This is a genomic window from Pseudonocardia sediminis (assembly GCF_004217185.1).
GTDB lineage: Bacteria > Actinomycetota > Actinomycetes > Mycobacteriales > Pseudonocardiaceae > Pseudonocardia > Pseudonocardia sediminis.
Genome location: NZ_SHKL01000001.1, coordinates 3,830,563 through 3,848,037 on the forward strand (window position 1 = coordinate 3,830,563; position 17,475 = coordinate 3,848,037).

The window sequence follows — 17,475 nt, forward strand, 5'->3', positions numbered from 1 at the left end:
GGCGCAACGTTCGCGTGAACGCCCTCGTGCGCGGACATCGCTGCTCCGGCAGTGACATCCGCGCACGGGGCCTCGTCCTAGGACTCGGTGAGGTCGGAGTCCGGCAGGCCGCCCAGGACGGCGAACGCGTCGAGGTAGGGCTCGACGTCGCCGCGCTCGGTCCAGGTCCGCAGCTGGTTCGCCGACCGTCGCGACATCACCGCGCGGGCCAGGTCGAAGTCCGATGCGCGGACCAGGACCGCGGCGTCGTCCACCGACCCCGACGACACCCACTGCCAGGACTCGCCCACCAGGGCGATCGGCGGGAGGTCGCCGAGCTCCTTCTCGACGCGCCCGACAAACGTCTCGCGCAGCGCCGCCAGCGCCGGGGTGTCCTGCGCCCCCGGCTCGTTCAGCGCCCCCCGCAGGTCCTGCTCGTGGATCGTCACGTCACCCACCGGCCGGGTCCCGTTGGCCCGCATCCACTCCCGCAGCGGCTCCGCGGTCGCCTCCCACTCCGCGACCAGCGTCGCGATGTCGTGGTCGGCGCGCGCCGCGACCTGCTTCTGCGTCCACGTCTCGTTGTGGTCGTCCGGCTCGTCGCCGGCGACGACGTCGGTGCCCAGCCCGACCATGTGCGAGAACAGGTCACGCACCGTCCAGTCCGGGCACGCCGGAACCCTGACCTCGGTCTCCTCCGCGGGGCGTCCGCCCACGAGGGCGATCACGCGCTGCTGGGCCGCCGTCCACTGCTCGATTCCGTCCACGGTCGCAGAGCCAACCAGACGAGGCCCGGCCCGGCACGGGGAGCCCGGCCCCTCCGGCTCTGCCGCGCCCGCGACGTCAGCCCGCGGCCGCGCACTCCCGCGCCGCCTCCACGAAGTGCCCGACGGCCGGAGATCGGTCCCGGCGCCGCCACGCCACCTGCAGCGCCACCGTCGGGACGTCGCCGGACAGCGGGCGGAACGCCACCCCGGGCGGGCGCAGGTTGGCGTAGTAGGACGGCTGCAGCGACACCCCGAGCCCGGCGGCGACGAGGCTGAGCTGGGTCTCGATGTCGGCCCCCTCGGCGACGATCCGCGGCGAGAACCCGTGCTCGCGGCAGTAGCCGGTGAGGATGTCGAAGAACGCCGACCCCAGCGGCCGCGGCCAGAGCACGAACGGCTCGCCGGCGAGGTCGCCGGCGTCGACCGTGTCGTGCGCGGCCAGCGGGTGGTCACCGGGCAGGACGGCCAGCAGCGGTTCGGAGATCAGCTCCTCGACCGTCACCGTCGACGTCGGCACCGCCTCGCGGACGAGGCCGCCGTCCAGGCGTTCCTCGGCCAGGGCGATCATCTGGGCACCGGTGTCGTGCTGCGAGACCTCCAGCTGCAGGTCCGGGAAACGGGCGCGGACGGTGCGCAGGATCCGGGGCGCGATCGAGGCCAGCGCCGTGCCGACGGACCCGACGACCAGCAGGCCGCTCGCCCCCTCGGCGGCCTGGGACACCCGCGCCTGCGCCCGCTCGGCCTCGAACAGCACCCTCGGCGCGGCGTCGAGCAGGACCCGCCCGGCCGGGGTCAGCTCGGTCGCCCGGCTGGTGCGGTCGAACAACGGGGTGCCCAGAGCCCTCTCCAGGGTGCGGATCTGCTGGCTCAGGGCCGGCTGGCTGATGTGCAGCAGGGCGGCCGCCCGGCTGAAGTGCAGCTCGGAGGCCACGGTCAGGAACACCCGCAGCTGGCGCAGCTCGACGTCCACCACCCGATCATAAGGACCGGCTTATCCGAGTATCGCCCACGCGGATCACCGATCGACCCCGTACCGACGGACGCGCGCCCAGGCTGGAGCCGACTCCGTCATCGGGACCCGGGAGCGATCTGCGTGAACTCCGACCACGCCTTCGTCGTCGTCGGCTGCGGCGGCCTCGGTTCCGCCGCCCTCTACTGGCTCTCCCGCGCCGCGTCCCCGTACGCGTCGGTGCTCGGACTCGAGCGGCACACGCTCGGTCACGACCACGGCCGGGACCACAGCCGCGCCGTCGGCCACGCCCACCCCGCCCTCGCTCCCGCCGCCCGCAGGACGTGGCGCCAGCTCGAGTGCCTGTCCGGGCAGTCGCTGCTCACCGGGACCGGCGGCCTCGTGATCTCCGACGCCGACGCCCGACCCGGCGCCACCGCCCACGACCTTGACCGCCACGCCGACGAGGCGGCCCGCCACGGCATCGAGACCGAGCGGCTCGACGCCGACGCCGTCGCCGCACGGTGGCCGCAGTTCCGGCTGCACGGCTCCGAACAGGCCCTCCACCGGCGCGACTCCGGCATCGTCGACGCCCGGCGGGCCGGCGCCACCCACGTCGCGCTGGCCCGCGGCAACGGTGCGCGGATCCGGGAGAACACCCCGGTCCGCGCGGTGCACGACGCCGGCCGCCACGTCGAGGTCGTCACCGACGACGAGGTCTACCGCGCCGAGCACGTCGTCGTCGCCGCGGACGCCCGCACCGACGACGTCCTGAGCGGGCTGCTCGCGCAGGTGGGGCGCCCACCTCTGCCGCTGACCGTCACCCAGGAACAGGTCACCTACTACGCGACGCCCCACCTGATCGACTTCTCGCCGGACCGGTTCCCGGTGTTCGCCTGGCACGGAGCGGACAGCTTTCGCGGATTCCCCGTCCACGGGGAGGTCGCGACGAAGCTCGGCCAGCTCGGGGGCGGCCCCGAGATCACCGCGGACGGCCACACCGACGAACCGGACCCGTTGCGCCTCAAGCGTCAGGAGGAGTTCCTGGCCGAACACCTCCCGGGTTTCGCCGGGCCGGAGGTCTCCACGCGGACCCGTCTCTGCACGGTCGCTCCGGACCGCGACGTCGTCCTCGGCACCGTGCCCGGCTGCCCACGGGTGAGCGTGGTGGCCGGTGCCGGGCACGCGTTCGAGCTGGCCTCGCTGCTGGGCCGGATCCTGGCCGACCTGGCCATGACCGGCACCACCCGCCATCCGATCGGCGGGTTCGCCCTCGACCGGCCCGCCCTCACCGACCCGGCCCCCGCGCGCGGGCATACCTCGTTCTGATGATCTCGGTGGACAACGGCTAACGGGCAGTGTCCGGGTCGCGACGAGGAGACACCACCAGCCGAACAGTGGAGCTCCTCCGATGACCACGCCCCGCCTGCCCGACTCCCCCGGGTCGCTCTCCGCCCTCATCCCGGCGCAGCGCACCGCGCCCCCCGCGGTCCACGTCCCGGCGCAGCGCGCGTCGACCGTGACGGCCCCGCCTGCGGTCCCCGCGCAGCGCCTGCCGGTCGCGCCGGAGACGATCGTCGGGACCCCGCCGGAGCAGCAGGTCCTCTCCCCCGCCCCCGTCGTCGTCGGACGCGACACCCGCCTCGCCGTGCTCTGGACGCTGCTCGGTGCCACGATGGGTGTGCTGATCCTGGTCGCCGCCGCGCTGGTCCTGCCGCTGCTCTGATCCAGCGCCGGCGTTGAACGGTGTTCAACGCTCCCGTGGGGTAGTCTTGATCCTCGTTCAAGGAACGGGGTGACGACGTGTCGCAGCGCGCAGGCATGACCACCGACCGGATCGTGGCGGCGGCCCTCGACGAGCTCGACGACTCGGGCCTGGACGCGCTCACCATGCGCCGGGTCGCGACACGTCTGGGTGTCCAGCTCAACACCGTCTACTGGCACGCCACCGGCAAGCCCGCCCTGCTCGACCTGATGGCCGACGCCCTGCTCACCGGGTGCGACCGACCTCCGCTGCCGCCCGCCTGGCCGGACCGCCTGCGGGTGATCGCCACCCGACTGCACGACGCCCTGCTCTCCCGGCGCGACGGCGCCCGCCTGCTCGAGGTCGCCCACCCCGACGGCCCGCGGTGGCACTCCCTGATCGAGTCCCTGGCCGGTGCCGCGACGACGGCGGGACTCGACCGCACCGGTGCGGCCACCGCGGCCCGGCTCGTCGTCCACGCCGTGACCGGGATGGTCCGAGACCACGGCTTGGGCCGTACGACCGTCGACGACGTCCGGCTCACCTTCGCCCTCGACGTCCTGGTCGACGGCATCGCCGCCCGGGTACCGGCCTCCGCCGCCCAGCGCGCCGACGACGATCTGGCCCGCCGCCTGCGTCCGCCACCGCCCGCGACCCGCCGTCCCCGCGGCTCCGGGCGTCCACCCCCGCCCGCCCGGCCGGCGACCGAGGACTGAGACGGCGGCCGGGGACCGGTCCGGCTGCGCACCCCACACGCCACGTCCGGCGGTGGTTGCGGTGGACGCGACGCCCGCGAACCCGACATCATGCGCGCACCGGTCGAGATCGTCCGGCCCCCTCGGGGACATGCCCTGGAAGGACACCACAGGTGAGTACACCGTCCGGAGAGCCCCCGTACCCGGGCTCCCAGCCGAACCAGCCGGGCTACGACCCGAACCAGGGATATCCGCAGGGTCAGCAGGGTCATCCGCAGAACCAGCCGGGATACGGCGCCGACCAGGGCTACCCGAACCAGCAGGGCTACCCGAACCAGCAGGGCTACCCCCAGGGTCAGCAGGGCTACGGCCAGAACCCCGGCGGCCATCCCGGACCGGCCGGATACGGGCCGGGACCGGTGGCGCCGAAGAACGGGCTGGGCATCGCCGCTCTGGTGCTGGGCATTCTCGCCATTCTCGCGGCGATCACGGTGATCGGTGTCGTCTTCGGCATCCCTCTCGGCCTGCTGGCCCTGATTCTCGGCATCGTCGGCGTCCGCCGGGTGGGTAAGGGCCGCGCCACCAACAAGGGCGTCGCGATTGCCGGCATCGTCACCGGCCTCCTCGGACTGATCGCGTCGATCGCGATCGTGGCGGTGGGCGCCACCTTCTTCGCCAGCAGTGGCGGCAGCGATCTGGTGCAGTGTGTCCAAGAGGCGGCCGGAGACCAGGCCCGGACTCTCCAGTGCCAGCAGCAGTACCAGCAACAGGTCGAGGATCAGCTCGGCGGCTCCTGACGCCGGGCGCTCGGCGGCGGCGTGCCGCACGATCGTCGTCGTGACCACGATCGCGTTCGTCCACGCCGCCGCCACCCTGCTGCTGGCCGGGGTGGCGTGGGTCGTGCAGATCGTCGTCTACCCGGCGTTCGCACTCGTCCCCCGGGACGCCTGGGAGCGCTACCACGCCGCGCACTCCCGGGCGATCAGCATCGTGGTCGGCCCGCCGTGGGTCGCCCAGGTCGTGACGTCGGCGGTCCTCGTGATCGCCGCCCCGGGCTCCCTGCTGGTCTGGGCCGACGCCGTCCTGGTCGTCGCCGCGATCGCCGCGACGGGCGCCGCCGTCACCGTCCACGGCAACCTCGACCCCACCGCCGACCCGGGTGCACTGCGCCGTCTGCTGCGGATCAACCTCGTCCGGTCGCTGATCTGGACGGCCGGATCGGTGACCGGACTGGTCGTCGCAGCTCAGGCGGCGTGACCACGATGTGATGCGTCGCCGACGGCCGGATCGGGTACGGACCGTCCAACGTGACCGATCCCGTCGAGGAGGACACATGGGACTGAACTACCGGGGCCGCCGCAAGCTGGGACCGCTGCCGATCTGGCGCAACGTCTCCCGCTCCGAGCGTGGCAAGACCGTGTCGTGGACGGTCAAGCTGTTCGGCGTCAGCTGGAACAGCCGTACGAAGAAGAAGACGGTCGACCTGCCCGGCGGCTACTCCTACACCTCCGACTGAGCAGGGAGGCGCGTATCGGTTCCGAGCGCAGGGCCGGCGGAGCCGTGACATCTCCTCACCGGGTGTCGAGCACCAGATAGCCCTCGGCGAGGCGTCCCGGCTCGAAGCCGGCCGCCGTCGCCTGCGATCCCGACCACTTGCCGAGCATCTCCGCGAGATCGGTCATGTGCTCGGTCTGGCTCACGTGCTCGCGCAGGGCCGCGACCTTGCGGTCGAACGTGTCGGTGATGTCGACGTAGTGGTCGGCGGTGTCGTTCGCGCTGCTCACCCACGTCTCGGGGACCGCGTGCGCGGCGAAGCCCTCCGCGGCCAGCTCGGGGTGGGCGTAGGGGTTGCGGGCGTCGGGGTAGATCGCGCACATCGCGGCCTCGCCGGTGGCGATGTGGTCGGGGTGGCTGCCGTACATGCTCTTCAGGTCGCGGAACGGCGACGGCACGACGATCCGGTCCGGGCGCACCCGCCGGATCACCCGCGAGATGTCGCGGCGGAGCTCGAGGGACACGGTGAGGCGGCCGTCGGGGTAGCCGAGGAAGTCGATGTCGGTCACGCCGAGCACGGCCGCGGCCTTGCGCTGCTCGGCCTGCCGGATCCCCGGGATCTCCGAGCGCGGGACGTTCTCGTCGAATCCCCCGGCGTCGCCGTCGGTGACGATGCAGTAGGACACGGCGACGCCGGCGTCGGTCCAGGTCGCGATCGTCCCGGCGGAGGAGAAGTCGATGTCGTCGGGGTGCGCGGCGACGATCAGTGCGCGCTCGATGTCGGTCACGCCGCCCATCACAGCATCACCGGGTCATCGCCGCACACACGGTACGGCGGAAGATCAGTGACCGTCCGGACGGCGGTGCCGGGGCGCGCCGCCCACGCGGACACGGGCCGCGTTCGCACGGCGGGCCTGCTTCTCCTCGTACATGGCCCGGTCCGCGGCCTGGACCGCGCCCGGGAACCCCGCGACCACGCTGTAGGGCGCGTGCCCGAACGACCCCTCGACGCCGGCCGCCGCCAGGGCGCCGGACGCGCGCTCCACGAGACGCAGGCCCTGCTCCTCGGTCGCGCCGACCGCGATGATGCCGAACTCGTCGCCACCGAGCCGGGCCAGGACGTCACTGCTCCGCACGACACCGGCCAGCGCGTTCGCGGCCCGGCGGATGTGGCGGTCCCCGGCGTCGTGGCCGAGGGTGTCGTTGACGACCTTGAGCCGGTCCAGGTCCAGCACGACGACCGTCGCCTGGTCGCCGAAGCGCCGGAAGCGCTCCTCCTCGCGTTCGAGATAGCGGTCCCATCCGCGGCGGTTGAGCAGCCCGGTCAGCACGTCCCGGTCGGCCTCGGCCCGGGCGCGTTCCAGCTCACGGGTGACGGCCGTGGCCGCGATGTCGGACTGCAGCACCGCGGCGAGCAGGCTCGAGAGCAGGTCGAGCAGCGCCTGCCCGGGCTGGTCCCGGGGCGCGAGCGGGTGCGGGTCGAACCCGCACACGGTGCCGAACAACAGCCCGTCCGGGTCGACGATCGGGGTGCCGACATAGGCGTTGATGGTGACCGGAGCCTCGGCGGCGGCCACGGCGTACCGCGGTACGTCGGCGACGTCCGGTGCGATCCTCGGCGCCTCGCCGGAGACCATCCAGCGGCACAGCGAGTCCTCGTAGGGGAACTCGGCACCGGCGTCGATGCCGTACGCGTCGCCCCGCACGGTGAGCAGCACCTGCCGCCCGTCGACGATCCGTGTCACCGCCCACATGCCCATCGGCGCGATCTCGGCCAGGTAGTCGACGACCATCGCGCACGCCGTGTCGAAGGCCCGCTCCGGCATCAGGTGACCGGCGACCCTGGTCGGGGCACCGGACCCGGCGACGACACCCGCCACGATCCACCTCCGCCCGGTCCCGCTTCCCGCTCCACTGTGTTGCATCTGCAACTGCAACAGCAAGTGTGCAGGCCGACCGGTGCCGTGGCGACACGGCGGGCGGACCCGTCGACGACAGGAGGGAGGGACACGCCACACCGGCCGGAGACCTCGACCCGTGCGGCGGTAGCCTCGGAGAGACGCTCAGCGTAGTGCGCACCACGATCGCGGAGGAGTCGGATGGCGGGTCAGACGCCTGCAGAGCACGCAATCACCCTGCACGGGCACCGGGTGAGCTACCGGGAGGCGGGCCGCAGCCACCGTCACGCCGTCCTGCTGATCCACGGCCTCGCCGGCAGCTCGTCGACCTGGTCCCCGGTCCTCGCGCCGCTCGGCCACCACGTACACGTGATCGCCCCGGACCTGCTGGGACACGGCCACAGCGACGCCCCGCACAGCGGGGACTACTCCCTCGGCGGGTTCGCGACCGGGCTGCGCGACCTGCTGGTGGCCCTCGACGTCGACCGGGTCACCGTCGTCGGCCACTCGTTCGGCGGCGGCGTCGCGATGCAGTTCGCGCACCAGTTCCCCGAGTTCACCGAGCGGCTGGTCCTGGCCTCGAGCGGTGGTCTCGGCCACGACCTCAGCCTCGCCCTGCGGGCGGCGAGCCTGCCCGGTACCGAACTGGTGCTGCGCTCGGCCGCGTCCCTGACCCCGCGGTGGATGCGCCGGACCGTGCACCGCGTGGCCCATGCCGTCGGCAGCGTCCCCGGATCCGACCTCGACGGCGTCTACACCGCGTGGGAGTCCTTCGGCGACCGCGGCACCCGCAGCGCGTTCGTCCAGACCGTCAAGGGCGCGCTGGAACCGTCCGGCCAGCGGCTCGACGGCGCCGAACGCCTGCACCTGCTGGCCGAGGTGCCGGTGCTGTTCGTCGGCGGCGGGCGGGACCGGGTGATCCCGGTCGAGCACACGGTCGCCGCACACGAACGCCTGCCCGGGAGCCGGCTGGAGATCTTCGACGAGGCCGGTCACTTCCCGCACGCGGAGCAGCCCCACCGCTTCGCCGCCCTGGTCGGCGACTTCGTCGCGAGCACGATGCCCGCCGCGGGCGACCGTGCCGCCCTGCGCCGCAGGATCCTGGGCACGCCCGTCCCCGAGCCGGTCGCCGCGGACGGCGTCGCGCTCTGAGCGGGGACTAGCAGTAGCGCTTGCGGGCTCCGACCAGGTAGTCCGGGTCGTCCGCGCTCGCCTCCCCGTGGCAGAGCGCCCAGCGGGTGGCGGGGGTGTCGGGCTCCATCAGCGTCGGGTCCGTGGCGTCGTGGAAGTGCGACGAGCACGGGTCCTCGGCCGACGACAGCCCGGCACGCTCCGCGGCGAGACAGCCGTACGGATCGGCCGGATCGGCCGGATCGGCCGGATCGGCCGTCGAGCCTCCGGTGGGTTCGGACCGGGGAGCCGGCGTCGGAGCCGATCGTGCCGATCCCCCGGACGCCACCCCGGCGTCGAGGAAGACCAGCTGTCCGCCGGAGGAGAAACCGGCCGCGTAGCTGCCGGAGGTGTAGAGGACCGCGACGTCCTCCCCGGCCGTCGGCGCGGTCCGCAGGGCGGTGAGCAGGGGGCGGCGGACCGTCTCCTTCGACAGCTGCGGCCGCACGCGTCCCCAGGACGGTCTGTCGCCGGTCGGGCGGTAGAGCGTCCGGACCGTGTCGAGGTCGGCGGTCGCCAGGGCGGAGTAGAGCGCGCGGGCGCCGGCCGCGACCGGGGCCGGCACCGCCTCACCGGAGTCGAACCGCTCCGCCGGGCCGTCGGCCGGTGCCGTCGCGGCCGGCGACGGCGGTGCCGCGGCAGCGGCGGGGACGGGCACGGCCGGGCCCGGTGCGGGGCCGGCCGGCGTCAGCAGGACCACGCCGGCGGCCACGGCTGCGCCCACCACGAGCACGAGCACGACCGCGAGCGCGATCGTCGTGACGGGACGCCGGGACCGGGCGGGCCGCACGATCGGGATCGGCACGGTCGCGGTGGCGTCGTCCGTCCACCGGTGGTGGGTCGTCGTCATCGCCGGGAACCGTGGTCCGGGTGCGGGCTCATGTGACCGCCGTCGTGCGGTGGCCCGAGTCCGTTACCGGGCCGGGCCGACGGCGCCGGACCGCAGCCGGCGGAGCGCATCAACACTGGTCACGGGGCGTGATCGCGGGACGGGCGGCGGTGCCGCACCCGTCCTGACGTGCCTACCCCCGACCGCTCAGCCGCGGGAGAGCCGGGTCGCGTTGCTCCGCACGCGCTTGGTCACCGGGGTCAGGGCCTTCGTCACCGCGGCCGGGCCCGGTGCCGTCGTCGCCACGGCCACCGCGGCCTGGGAGAACCCCTCGACCTTCTCCCACACCATGCGCGTGTACTCGCGCCGGTCGCGGGCGCTGGGCGGGAACCCGCCGGTCAGGATCCGGGCCGTGCGGTAGCCGATCACCAGCGGCGCCGTCACCGCGATCTCGCACATCTGCATCCAGGGAGCGATCCAGTCGGCGGCGGACGGGGCTCGGGCGACGTGACGGCGCGTGGGCATCCCGTGAGCCTACGGTCACCGTCACCCCATCGAGTGAACCCCGCCCCACACCCGGAGCCCATGATCGCCGGATCCGGCACGGCGAAGATCGCGGGCCAACCGGCGCCGGGCTCTGTTAGCTTCCGACGCGGGGCCGGAGACCGCGGTCGCCGGGTGGCAGTCGACGAGGACGGGACGGGCACGCGCGTGGGTGAGGGCTACGACGGTCCGGTCGTGGACGCGTTCCTGCACACCCCCTGGCTCGGCGGCGACGACCCGTCCGACCCGCGCGGCGACGTCGTGGACTGGCACGGCGACGCCCGCCTGGCCCGGGTGATGCACACGTTCGCCCACGTCGACGACGACGGGCGCCCGCTGGAGCGCCTGTCCGCCGCGCAGCTGCTCGACACCATGGACGCCGCCGGAACCACCCGCGCGGTGCTGCCGGCGAAGGTCTACTACGCCGCCACCGAGGCCGGGGTCCGCGGCGTGCACCGCGAGCTCGGCCGGCTCGTCGCCGCGTCGGACGGGCGCCTGGCCGCGGTGGCGACGATCGTGCCGCCGGAGCTCGGTCCGGGCACCTACTGGGACGTCATGCAGACCGTCCGGATCGTCCGCGACGCGCACGCCGAGCACGGCGTCGTCGGCGTGCACCTGACGCCGTCGCCGTGGGGGATGGCGCCGAACCACAAGTGGTTCTGGCCGGTGTTCGCGACCTGCTCGGAGCTGGGCCTGGCCGTGTTCGTGCACGTCGGGATGCCCGGACCATTGTGGCCGGCCACCCATCACGACCCCGCCCACCTCGACGAGGTCGCGCTCGCGTTCCCGGACCTGACGATCGTCGCCCACCACATCGGCGACCCGTGGACGGACATGTCGGTGCGCCTGGCCGCGCGGCACCCGCACCTCTACCTCTGCACCTCGGCGTGGGCGCCCAGGCGGTACCCGGCCGAGCTGGTGGAGTTCATGGCCGGTGGCTGGCACGGCACAGCGGGGGCGGAGAAGGTGCTCTTCGCCTCGGACCACCCGCTGCTCGACATGGGCCGGGCGACGGCGTCGGCGCGGCGGCTGCCGCTGTCGGAGCCCCAACTGCGGAACGTGCTGCACGACAACGCCCGACGCCTGTTCTGGCCGGGGGAAGGAGACCGCTGATGGCGCTGCACCCGTTCGTCGCGACGATGCTCGCGACGCAGAAGGAGGCCGGCGCGCCCGCGCTGTCCGCCGGGACCCCCGACGACGCCCGCGCCCTGGTCGCGGCCGGGCGCGCGGCGATCGGTCCCGGGCGCGACACCGCGGAGACCAGGGAGGTCACCGTGCCGACCCGCTCCGGGTCGATCGGGGCGCGCCTGCACGTCCCGCACGGCGACGTCACCGGGCTCGTCGTCTACCTGCACGGCGGCGGCTGGGTCGTCGCGACCGTCGACGACTACGACACCCTCGGCCGCGAGCTCGCCCACCACTCCCGGTGCGCGGTCCTGCTGCCCGACTACCGCCTCGCCCCGGAGCACCCGTTCCCGGCCGGGCTCGAGGACACCGAGGACGTCCTGACCTGGATCGGCGCCGATCCCGAGCTGGGCGCGCTGCCGCTCGTCGTGGCGGGGGACAGCGCGGGCGGGAACCTCGCCACCGTCGCCCTCCGGCGGCTGCGCGGACGGGTCTCCCCCGTGCTGCAGGTGCTCGTCTACCCGGTCACCGACGGCGCCCGCGACACCGAGAGCTACCGCGACTGCGCCGAGGGCCTGGGTCTGACCGCCCGCGACATGGCCTGGTTCTTCGGCCATTACGCACCCGCCGAGGACCACCTGCACCCGGACGTCGCCCCGCTGCGCGCCGACGACCTCGCCGGGCTGCCGCCGACGGCCGTCGTCACCGCCGAGTACGACGTGCTGCGCTCCGAGGGCGAGGCCTACGCGCAGCGGCTGCGCGAGGCCGGCGTCGACGTCACCTCGAAGCGCTACCCCGGTGTCACGCACGGCTTCGTGCGGCTGCACCACCACATCGACGTCGCCCGCGACGCCGTCGCCGACATCGCCGAGGCGATCACCACCGCCGTCGCCGCCGCCCGGCCGGTCGGCCATACGGAGAAGGAGAACGCGTGACCCGCGAACCGAAGCCCATCAGCTCCGAGATCGCCTGGAGCACCTCCGACCGGATCACCGTGCGCGGGCTGGACCTGCCCGGCGAGATCCTGGGGCACATGGGGCTGGCGGAGTTCTCGTTCCTGCAGCTCACCGCCCGCCGTCCCACGCCGTCCGAGGCCCGGGTCTACGAGGCGCTGCTGCTCACGCTCGTCGAGCACGGGCTGACGCCGAGCTCGCTGGCCGCCCGGCTCACCTACGCCGGGGCCCCGGAGTCGCTGCAGGCCGCCGTCGCGGCCGGGCTGTGCGGGCTGGGCACGGTGTTCGTCGGGACCACCGAGGGCTCGGCGCGCCTGCTGAGCGAGGCTCTGGCCGACGACGACGGCAGCGCCGACCTGAACCGGGTCGCCGCCGACGTCGTGGCAGGGTTCCGGGAGCGCAAGCAGCTCGTCCCGGGCGTCGGGCACCCGGTGCACAAGCCGATCGACCCGCGCACACCGCGGCTGTTCGAGATCGCCGCCGAGGAGGGCCTGTCCGGGCGCTACGTGGAGCTGATGAACCTCGTCGGGGCGGAGGCGAGCCGCTCGTTCGGCCGCGAGCTCCCGGTCAACGCCACCGGCGCGATCGGCGCGCTGTGCTGTGAGCTCGGCCTGCCCGTGCGGACGGTCCGGGGCCTGGGCGTGATGGCGCGGGCGATCGGGCTCGTCGGGCACATCCTGGAGGAGTCGGAGAACCCGATGGCGATCGAGCTCTGGCAGCGTGCCGAGGACGAGGCCACCGCGCACCTGCGCCCCTGACCCACGGACTCACCCCTCCACGCGCACGTCCAGGTCCTCCCCGGCGACGGTCAGGCGCACCCGCTGCCCCGGCCGCAGGTCACCGGCGAGCAGCAGCCGCGACAGCCGCCGCTCGACCTCGCGACCGATCGTGCGGCGCAGCGGGCGGGCGCCGTGCTCGGGGCGGTGTCCGCGCTGCGCGAGGAGGTCGATCGCGTCGTCGTCGGCGGTGAGCGTGACGCCCTGGGCGCGCAGGCGTTCGCCGGTCTCGTCGAGCAGCATCGCGGTGATCCGGCGCAGCTGCGGCGCCGAGAGCGGCGCGAACAGCGCGACCTCGTCGATCCGGTTCAGGAACTCGGGGCGGAAGTGGCTGCGCGCCAGCGCCATCAGCGGCTCCCGGACGTCCTCCAGCGACGCACCGGACGCGGCCGCGGCGAGCAGCTGCTCCGACCCGAGGTTGCTGGTCATGATCACGATGGTGTGCCGGAAGTCGACGACGCGGCCGCGCGCGTCGGTCAGCCGCCCGACGTCGAGGACCTGCAGCAACGTCGAGGTGACCTCGGTGTGCGCCTTCTCGATCTCGTCGAGCAGCAGCACGCAGTAGGGGGTCCGGCGGACGGCCTCGGTGAGCTGCCCGGCGTCGTCGTGGCCGATGTAGCCGGGCGGGGCGCCGATCAGGCGGGTCACCGACGAGCGGTCGGTGTACTCGCTCATGTCCAGGCGGACGAGGCGGTCCGGGGAGTCGAACAGGGCCTCGGCCAGGGCGCGGGCCAGCTCGGTCTTGCCGACCCCGCTCGGGCCCAGGAACAGGAACGACCCGACCGGACGTCCGGGGTGCCCCAGACCCGCCCGCCCGGCGCGGACGGCGTCGGCGACGGCCTCGACCGCCTCGTCCTGCCCGACGACGCGGCGGTGCAGGTGCTCCTCCAACGCCAGGAGCCGGTCGCGCTCGTCGGTGCCCAGGCGCGCGACCGGGATGCCGGTGCGACGGGAGACGATCTCCGCGACATCCTCGGCGGTGATCTCCGGGCGGCCGCCCGGGGTCGCCGTGCCGGCGGTGAGCCGGTCGAGCTCCCGGGTGAGCATCGAGGCCCGCTCGAAGTCCTCGGAGTCGACGGCGACCTCGCGTGCGCGGCGCAGCTCCTCGACCTCGCGCGCGGTCGCCCCGGCCGCCGCGTCGCCGCTCGCGGTGCGCATCCCGGCGCGGGCCGCGGCCCGGTCGACGAGGTCGATGGCCTTGTCCGGCAGGAAGCGGTCCGGGACGTAGCGGGCGGACAGCGCGACGGCGGCGTCGAGCGCGCCGTCGGTCAGGGTCACGCCGTGGTAGCTCTCGTAGCGGCTGCGCAGGCCGCGCAGGATGGCGACGGTCTGCGGCTCGGTCGGCTCCGGGACCACGACCGGCTCGAACCGCCGCTCCAGCGCCGGGTCCTTCTCGATGTAGCGGCGGTAGTCCCCGGTCGTGGTCGCCCCGACCAGCCGCAGCGCACCCCGGGCGAGCGCGGGCTTGAGGATGGAGCCGGCGTCCATCGCTCCCCCGTCGGCCCCGCCGCCGGCGCCGACGACCAGGTGCAGCTCGTCGACGAACACGACGATCCGCCCCTCGGAGGCCACGACCTCGTCGATGACGGCGGTGAGTCTCTCCTCGAACTCGCCGCGGTACTTCGTGCCGGCGACCATCCCGGCCAGGTCCAGCGCGATCACCCGCACCCCGCGCAGCACCGCGGGGACGTCCCCGGTCGCCACCCGTGCGGCGATGCCCTCGGCGATCGCGGTCTTGCCGACGCCCGGGTCCCCGATCAGGACCGGGTTGTTCTTGGCCCGCCGGCCCAGGACCTCCAGCGCCGCGTCGATCTCCTCGTCACGGCCGATGACCGGGTCCAGGCGTCCGGCCGCGGCGTCGGCGGTGAGGTCGCGGCCGAACCGGTCCAGCCCGCGGGTGCCGCGGGTACCGGGCGGGCGCCGGTCGGTGTCGTCGCTCGAGCCGCCGAAGGTCCCGTCCAGGTCCCCCAGGCTCTCGAACAACCGCCCGAGCAGCGGCTCCAGCGGACCGAACGCGTCGCGGAACGGGTCTTGCGGCATGGACGGAGCCCCCTTCGGCGGCGCGCGGCGCGACCGCCTCCCACGAGGATGCCCGTCGGCGGACGTCCGTGCCGCGGCTACCTCCGCGACGCCTCCGGATCGGCCTCCAGGACGTCGACCAGCCGTCGCATCGTCGCCAGTGCCGCACCCAGCTCGTCGGCACCCACCTCGGCACCCACCCGGTCCGCCCACGGCACCTGCACCATCGTGATCCTCCGGATCGCCCAGTAGCCCGCCTCCGTGCAGCCCAGGAGCTTGGCCCGGCGGTGGGCCGGGTTCGGGAGGTACTCGGCGAGACCGCGCTCCACCAGCAGGTCGGCGACACGCTGGACGCCCTGGCGCGTCATCCCCATCCGGCGCCCGATCTCCGCGACGCTGCGCGGCTCGTCGAGGACGCCACCGAGAACCTGCCACCACGCCGCCGTCAGCCCGCCCTCGGCCGCCCGCTCCTGCGCGACCTCCATCAGGCGCCCGTTCAGCCGGAACGTCGTGAGGATGACGTCGGTCAGCAGCCGGCCGGCGTCGGAGATCGGCGGCGGCTCCGGCCAGTCCTCGCGGGCCGGGGTCTCCTCGGCACCCGTCGTCGTCACGCGTGCGCGCCCATCAGGACACCGAACGCGGAGCCGTCGCCGCCGTGGAACACCGCCTCGTAGGCCTGGCGGACCTCGGGCGAGGCCAGGCCGAGGCGCTCCAGCACGGCCCGGGAGAACTGGACCGGCGACTGCGGCCCCGCGGTGACGACATCGCCGCCGATCACGGCCCGCTCCTCGCGGTAGTGCCCGCCCCCGGCGTACCCGGTCGCGGCGAGGTACTCCGCCGCCGCGCTGGTGTGCGGGCGGGTGTCCAGCAGGCCGCCGCGGGCGAGCCCGGCGGTCGCTCCGCAGATCGCCGCGACCGGCACCCCGGCGTCGAGGAAGCGCCGTGCGGCCTCGACGAACTCGTCCCCGCCGCCGGCGTCCCAGATCTCCCCGCCGGGCAGGACCAGCAGCGCGCTGACGGACGGGTCGAGGTCGTCGACGACGGCGTCGGGCACGATCCGCACCCCGCCCATCGTCGTGACCGGACGGTCCGACAGCCCGACCGTCACGATGTCGAAGGGGCGGCCGGTGAACCGGCCCGTGCGCAGCTCGGCCAGCAGGTGGCCGACCTCCCAGTCCGCGAGTCCGTCGTGCAGGGCGACGTGCACCGTGTCCGTTGTCATGACAGCATGTTGTCCGATCCGACAACATGCTGTCAATACCGCCCGAGCTGATGCTCGGCGAGCCAGGCCGACGCCCGGCGGGAGGAGGCCTGGGCCAGCCAGGCGTCCTGGACGACCTCGGCCAGCTCGTCGCGGCCGATCTCGCCGAGCCGGCTCGCCCGCACCAGTACCGAAGGGTGCCCGTCGAAGTGCGGTGTCGTGAAGAACGGCGTGCTCGCGTCCTCGACCAGAGCCGTCTTGTCGGCGTCGGACTCCACCCAGAAGACGATCACGTCCGGGTACCGCTCCCCCGTCTCCGGGTCCTTCGCGTCGGCGCGGGGCGTGCGGAAGAAGACGAACGACTTCCCCCCGACCTGGTAGACCGGGTTCCCCCTCCCCCCGTGCACGACCGTCACGTGCGGCATCGCGAGGGCGAGCGCGTGGACGTCCTCGACGGCGGCGGGGCGCGGCGTGCGGGCCATCGCCGCAGCGTAGGGCTCCGACGGGCCCGATCCCACCACCCGTGCAGCCTGTGCGACCACCTGGGCGCGGCCTAGACTGAGCCGACGGGACGGCGCGGTCACGGAGGGGACGAGACGGTGGGGTCATCACGATCACGCGGGCGGGCACGGTGACCGGCCGGGTGCGGCTCCTCGTCGCTGACGACCACGAGGTGGTCCGCGCCGGGCTCACCGCCGCCCTCTCGGCGGAGGAGCGGTTCGAGATCGTCGGGGCGGTCGGCACCGGCGACGAAGCGATCTCCGTCGTCACGGAGACCCGGCCGGACGTGGCCGTCGTCGACATGCGCCTGCCCGACATGCCTGGTCACGAGCTGTGCCGCCGGCTTCGCAAGGCCTCACCCGGGACCGCGGTGGTCGTGCTGACCTCGTACCTGACCGAGTCCGCGATCCGGGACGCGCTGCGGGCCGGTGCCTCGGCCTACGTCACCAAGGCCGCCGGCCTGGCCGAGCTGCGCACCGCGATCGACGACGCCCACGACGGCCGGACCGGGGCACCGTCGAGCGTCTCGCAGATCGTCCGGCGGATGGAGGAGGTCGTCGGGTCCCGCGACCGCACGGACTCGCCGACCCCGCAGCAGGCCCGTGTCCTCGAGCTCCTCGCCCGCGGGCTGACCTACGCCGCGATCGCCGAGAGCCTGGTCATCTCGGAGTCCACGGTGCGCTTCCACGTGCAGAAGCTCAAGGTCAAGCTCGAGGCGACCGGGCGCACCGACCTCGTCGTACGGGCCATCCGGGCCGGTCTGGTCACGGCCGAGGACCCCGGCGCCGACGTGACGGTCCCCGAGGCCGGCCGGGCGGGATGAGCGGCACGG

General features: G+C 74.2%; 21 protein-coding genes. 11 read left to right on the forward strand and 10 right to left on the reverse strand.

Features of this window, described 5'->3' with window-relative positions:
- Positions 1-77: 77 nt before the first annotated feature.
- Both EV383_RS17670 and EV383_RS17675 read right to left on the reverse strand, forming a co-directional pair.
- Positions 78-746 (reverse strand): maleylpyruvate isomerase N-terminal domain-containing protein, encoded by a 669-nt coding sequence (locus EV383_RS17670; RefSeq protein ID WP_242623166.1) that lies wholly within the window; start codon positions 744-746, stop codon positions 78-80.
- Positions 747-822: 76 nt separating this feature from the next.
- Positions 823-1,716: a LysR substrate-binding domain-containing protein gene (locus EV383_RS17675; RefSeq protein WP_130290932.1), complete on the reverse strand. Its 894-nt coding sequence runs from the start codon at positions 1,714-1,716 to the stop codon at positions 823-825.
- 123 nt (positions 1,717-1,839) lie between these two features.
- Between EV383_RS17675 and EV383_RS17680 the strand changes: the two genes are divergently transcribed.
- The 6 genes from EV383_RS17680 to EV383_RS17705 all read left to right on the forward strand — a co-directional run bounded on the left by EV383_RS17680 (position 1,840) and on the right by EV383_RS17705 (position 5,650).
- Positions 1,840-3,024, forward strand: coding sequence for an FAD-dependent oxidoreductase (locus tag EV383_RS17680; RefSeq protein WP_242623167.1), 1,185 nt, complete (start codon positions 1,840-1,842; stop codon positions 3,022-3,024).
- A gap of 82 nt (positions 3,025-3,106) precedes the next feature.
- On the forward strand, positions 3,107-3,421 hold the full coding sequence (locus EV383_RS17685; RefSeq protein WP_130290933.1) for a hypothetical protein: 315 nt from the start codon (positions 3,107-3,109) through the stop codon (positions 3,419-3,421).
- A 77-nt stretch (positions 3,422-3,498) separates the two neighbouring features.
- Positions 3,499-4,155, forward strand: a complete 657-nt coding sequence (locus tag EV383_RS17690) for a TetR family transcriptional regulator (RefSeq protein WP_130290934.1) — start codon at positions 3,499-3,501, stop codon at positions 4,153-4,155.
- Positions 4,156-4,307: 152 nt separating this feature from the next.
- Positions 4,308-4,931: a DUF4190 domain-containing protein gene (locus EV383_RS17695; RefSeq protein WP_130290935.1), complete on the forward strand. Its 624-nt coding sequence runs from the start codon at positions 4,308-4,310 to the stop codon at positions 4,929-4,931.
- Positions 4,932-4,971: 40 nt separating this feature from the next.
- Positions 4,972-5,391, forward strand: a complete 420-nt coding sequence (locus EV383_RS17700; protein ID WP_130290936.1) for a DUF1772 domain-containing protein — start codon at positions 4,972-4,974, stop codon at positions 5,389-5,391.
- Between the two features lie 76 nt (positions 5,392-5,467).
- Complete coding sequence (locus EV383_RS17705; protein WP_130290937.1) at positions 5,468-5,650, forward strand: DUF4236 domain-containing protein; 183 nt, start codon at positions 5,468-5,470, stop codon at positions 5,648-5,650.
- 55 nt (positions 5,651-5,705) lie between these two features.
- Here EV383_RS17705 and EV383_RS17710 read toward each other — a convergent pair whose 3' ends face one another.
- Together EV383_RS17710 and EV383_RS17715 are read right to left on the reverse strand one after the other, a co-directional pair.
- Positions 5,706-6,425 (reverse strand): PIG-L deacetylase family protein, encoded by a 720-nt coding sequence (locus EV383_RS17710; RefSeq protein WP_423213652.1) that lies wholly within the window; start codon positions 6,423-6,425, stop codon positions 5,706-5,708.
- 45 nt (positions 6,426-6,470) lie between these two features.
- Positions 6,471-7,508 (reverse strand): GGDEF domain-containing protein, encoded by a 1,038-nt coding sequence (locus EV383_RS17715; protein WP_242623168.1) that lies wholly within the window; start codon positions 7,506-7,508, stop codon positions 6,471-6,473.
- 219 nt (positions 7,509-7,727) lie between these two features.
- Between EV383_RS17715 and EV383_RS17720 the strand changes: the two genes are divergently transcribed.
- On the forward strand, positions 7,728-8,678 hold the full coding sequence (locus tag EV383_RS17720) for an alpha/beta fold hydrolase (protein WP_130290940.1): 951 nt from the start codon (positions 7,728-7,730) through the stop codon (positions 8,676-8,678).
- Positions 8,679-8,685: 7 nt separating this feature from the next.
- On the opposite strand, the gene EV383_RS17725 is transcribed toward EV383_RS17720, so the two are convergent.
- Both EV383_RS17725 and EV383_RS17730 read right to left on the reverse strand, forming a co-directional pair.
- Positions 8,686-9,546, reverse strand: coding sequence for a hypothetical protein (locus EV383_RS17725; protein WP_130290941.1), 861 nt, complete (start codon positions 9,544-9,546; stop codon positions 8,686-8,688).
- A gap of 186 nt (positions 9,547-9,732) precedes the next feature.
- Positions 9,733-10,050, reverse strand: coding sequence for a hypothetical protein (locus EV383_RS17730; protein ID WP_130290942.1), 318 nt, complete (start codon positions 10,048-10,050; stop codon positions 9,733-9,735).
- Positions 10,051-10,203: 153 nt separating this feature from the next.
- On the opposite strand from EV383_RS17730, the gene EV383_RS17735 reads away from it, so the two are divergent.
- The 3 genes from EV383_RS17735 to EV383_RS17745 are packed head-to-tail and all read left to right on the forward strand — an operon-like array spanning position 10,204 to position 12,904.
- On the forward strand, positions 10,204-11,181 hold the full coding sequence (locus EV383_RS17735; RefSeq protein ID WP_165438386.1) for an amidohydrolase family protein: 978 nt from the start codon (positions 10,204-10,206) through the stop codon (positions 11,179-11,181).
- The gene (locus EV383_RS17740) at positions 11,181-12,128 is read left to right on the forward strand and encodes an alpha/beta hydrolase (protein WP_130290944.1); all 948 of its coding nucleotides are present in this window, start codon (positions 11,181-11,183) and stop codon (positions 12,126-12,128) included. Before EV383_RS17735 ends, EV383_RS17740 begins: the two co-directional genes overlap by 1 nt.
- Positions 12,125-12,904 (forward strand): citryl-CoA lyase, encoded by a 780-nt coding sequence (locus EV383_RS17745; RefSeq protein WP_130290945.1) that lies wholly within the window; start codon positions 12,125-12,127, stop codon positions 12,902-12,904. Before EV383_RS17740 ends, EV383_RS17745 begins: the two co-directional genes overlap by 4 nt.
- A gap of 9 nt (positions 12,905-12,913) precedes the next feature.
- Here EV383_RS17745 and EV383_RS17750 read toward each other — a convergent pair whose 3' ends face one another.
- The 4 genes from EV383_RS17750 to EV383_RS17765 form a co-directional block, all read right to left on the reverse strand.
- Positions 12,914-14,962 (reverse strand): ATP-dependent Clp protease ATP-binding subunit, encoded by a 2,049-nt coding sequence (locus EV383_RS17750; RefSeq protein ID WP_130290946.1) that lies wholly within the window; start codon positions 14,960-14,962, stop codon positions 12,914-12,916.
- Between the two features lie 77 nt (positions 14,963-15,039).
- Positions 15,040-15,552, reverse strand: a complete 513-nt coding sequence (locus EV383_RS17755) for a MarR family winged helix-turn-helix transcriptional regulator (RefSeq protein ID WP_242623169.1) — start codon at positions 15,550-15,552, stop codon at positions 15,040-15,042.
- Positions 15,549-16,163, reverse strand: coding sequence for a DJ-1/PfpI family protein (locus EV383_RS17760; protein ID WP_130290947.1), 615 nt, complete (start codon positions 16,161-16,163; stop codon positions 15,549-15,551). Before EV383_RS17760 ends, EV383_RS17755 begins: the two co-directional genes overlap by 4 nt.
- 32 nt (positions 16,164-16,195) lie before the next feature.
- The gene (locus EV383_RS17765; RefSeq protein ID WP_130290948.1) at positions 16,196-16,624 is read right to left on the reverse strand and encodes an MmcQ/YjbR family DNA-binding protein; all 429 of its coding nucleotides are present in this window, start codon (positions 16,622-16,624) and stop codon (positions 16,196-16,198) included.
- A 161-nt stretch (positions 16,625-16,785) separates the two neighbouring features.
- On the opposite strand from EV383_RS17765, the gene EV383_RS17770 reads away from it, so the two are divergent.
- Positions 16,786-17,466, forward strand: a complete 681-nt coding sequence (locus EV383_RS17770; RefSeq protein ID WP_130290949.1) for a response regulator transcription factor — start codon at positions 16,786-16,788, stop codon at positions 17,464-17,466.
- Positions 17,467-17,475 lie beyond the last annotated feature (9 nt).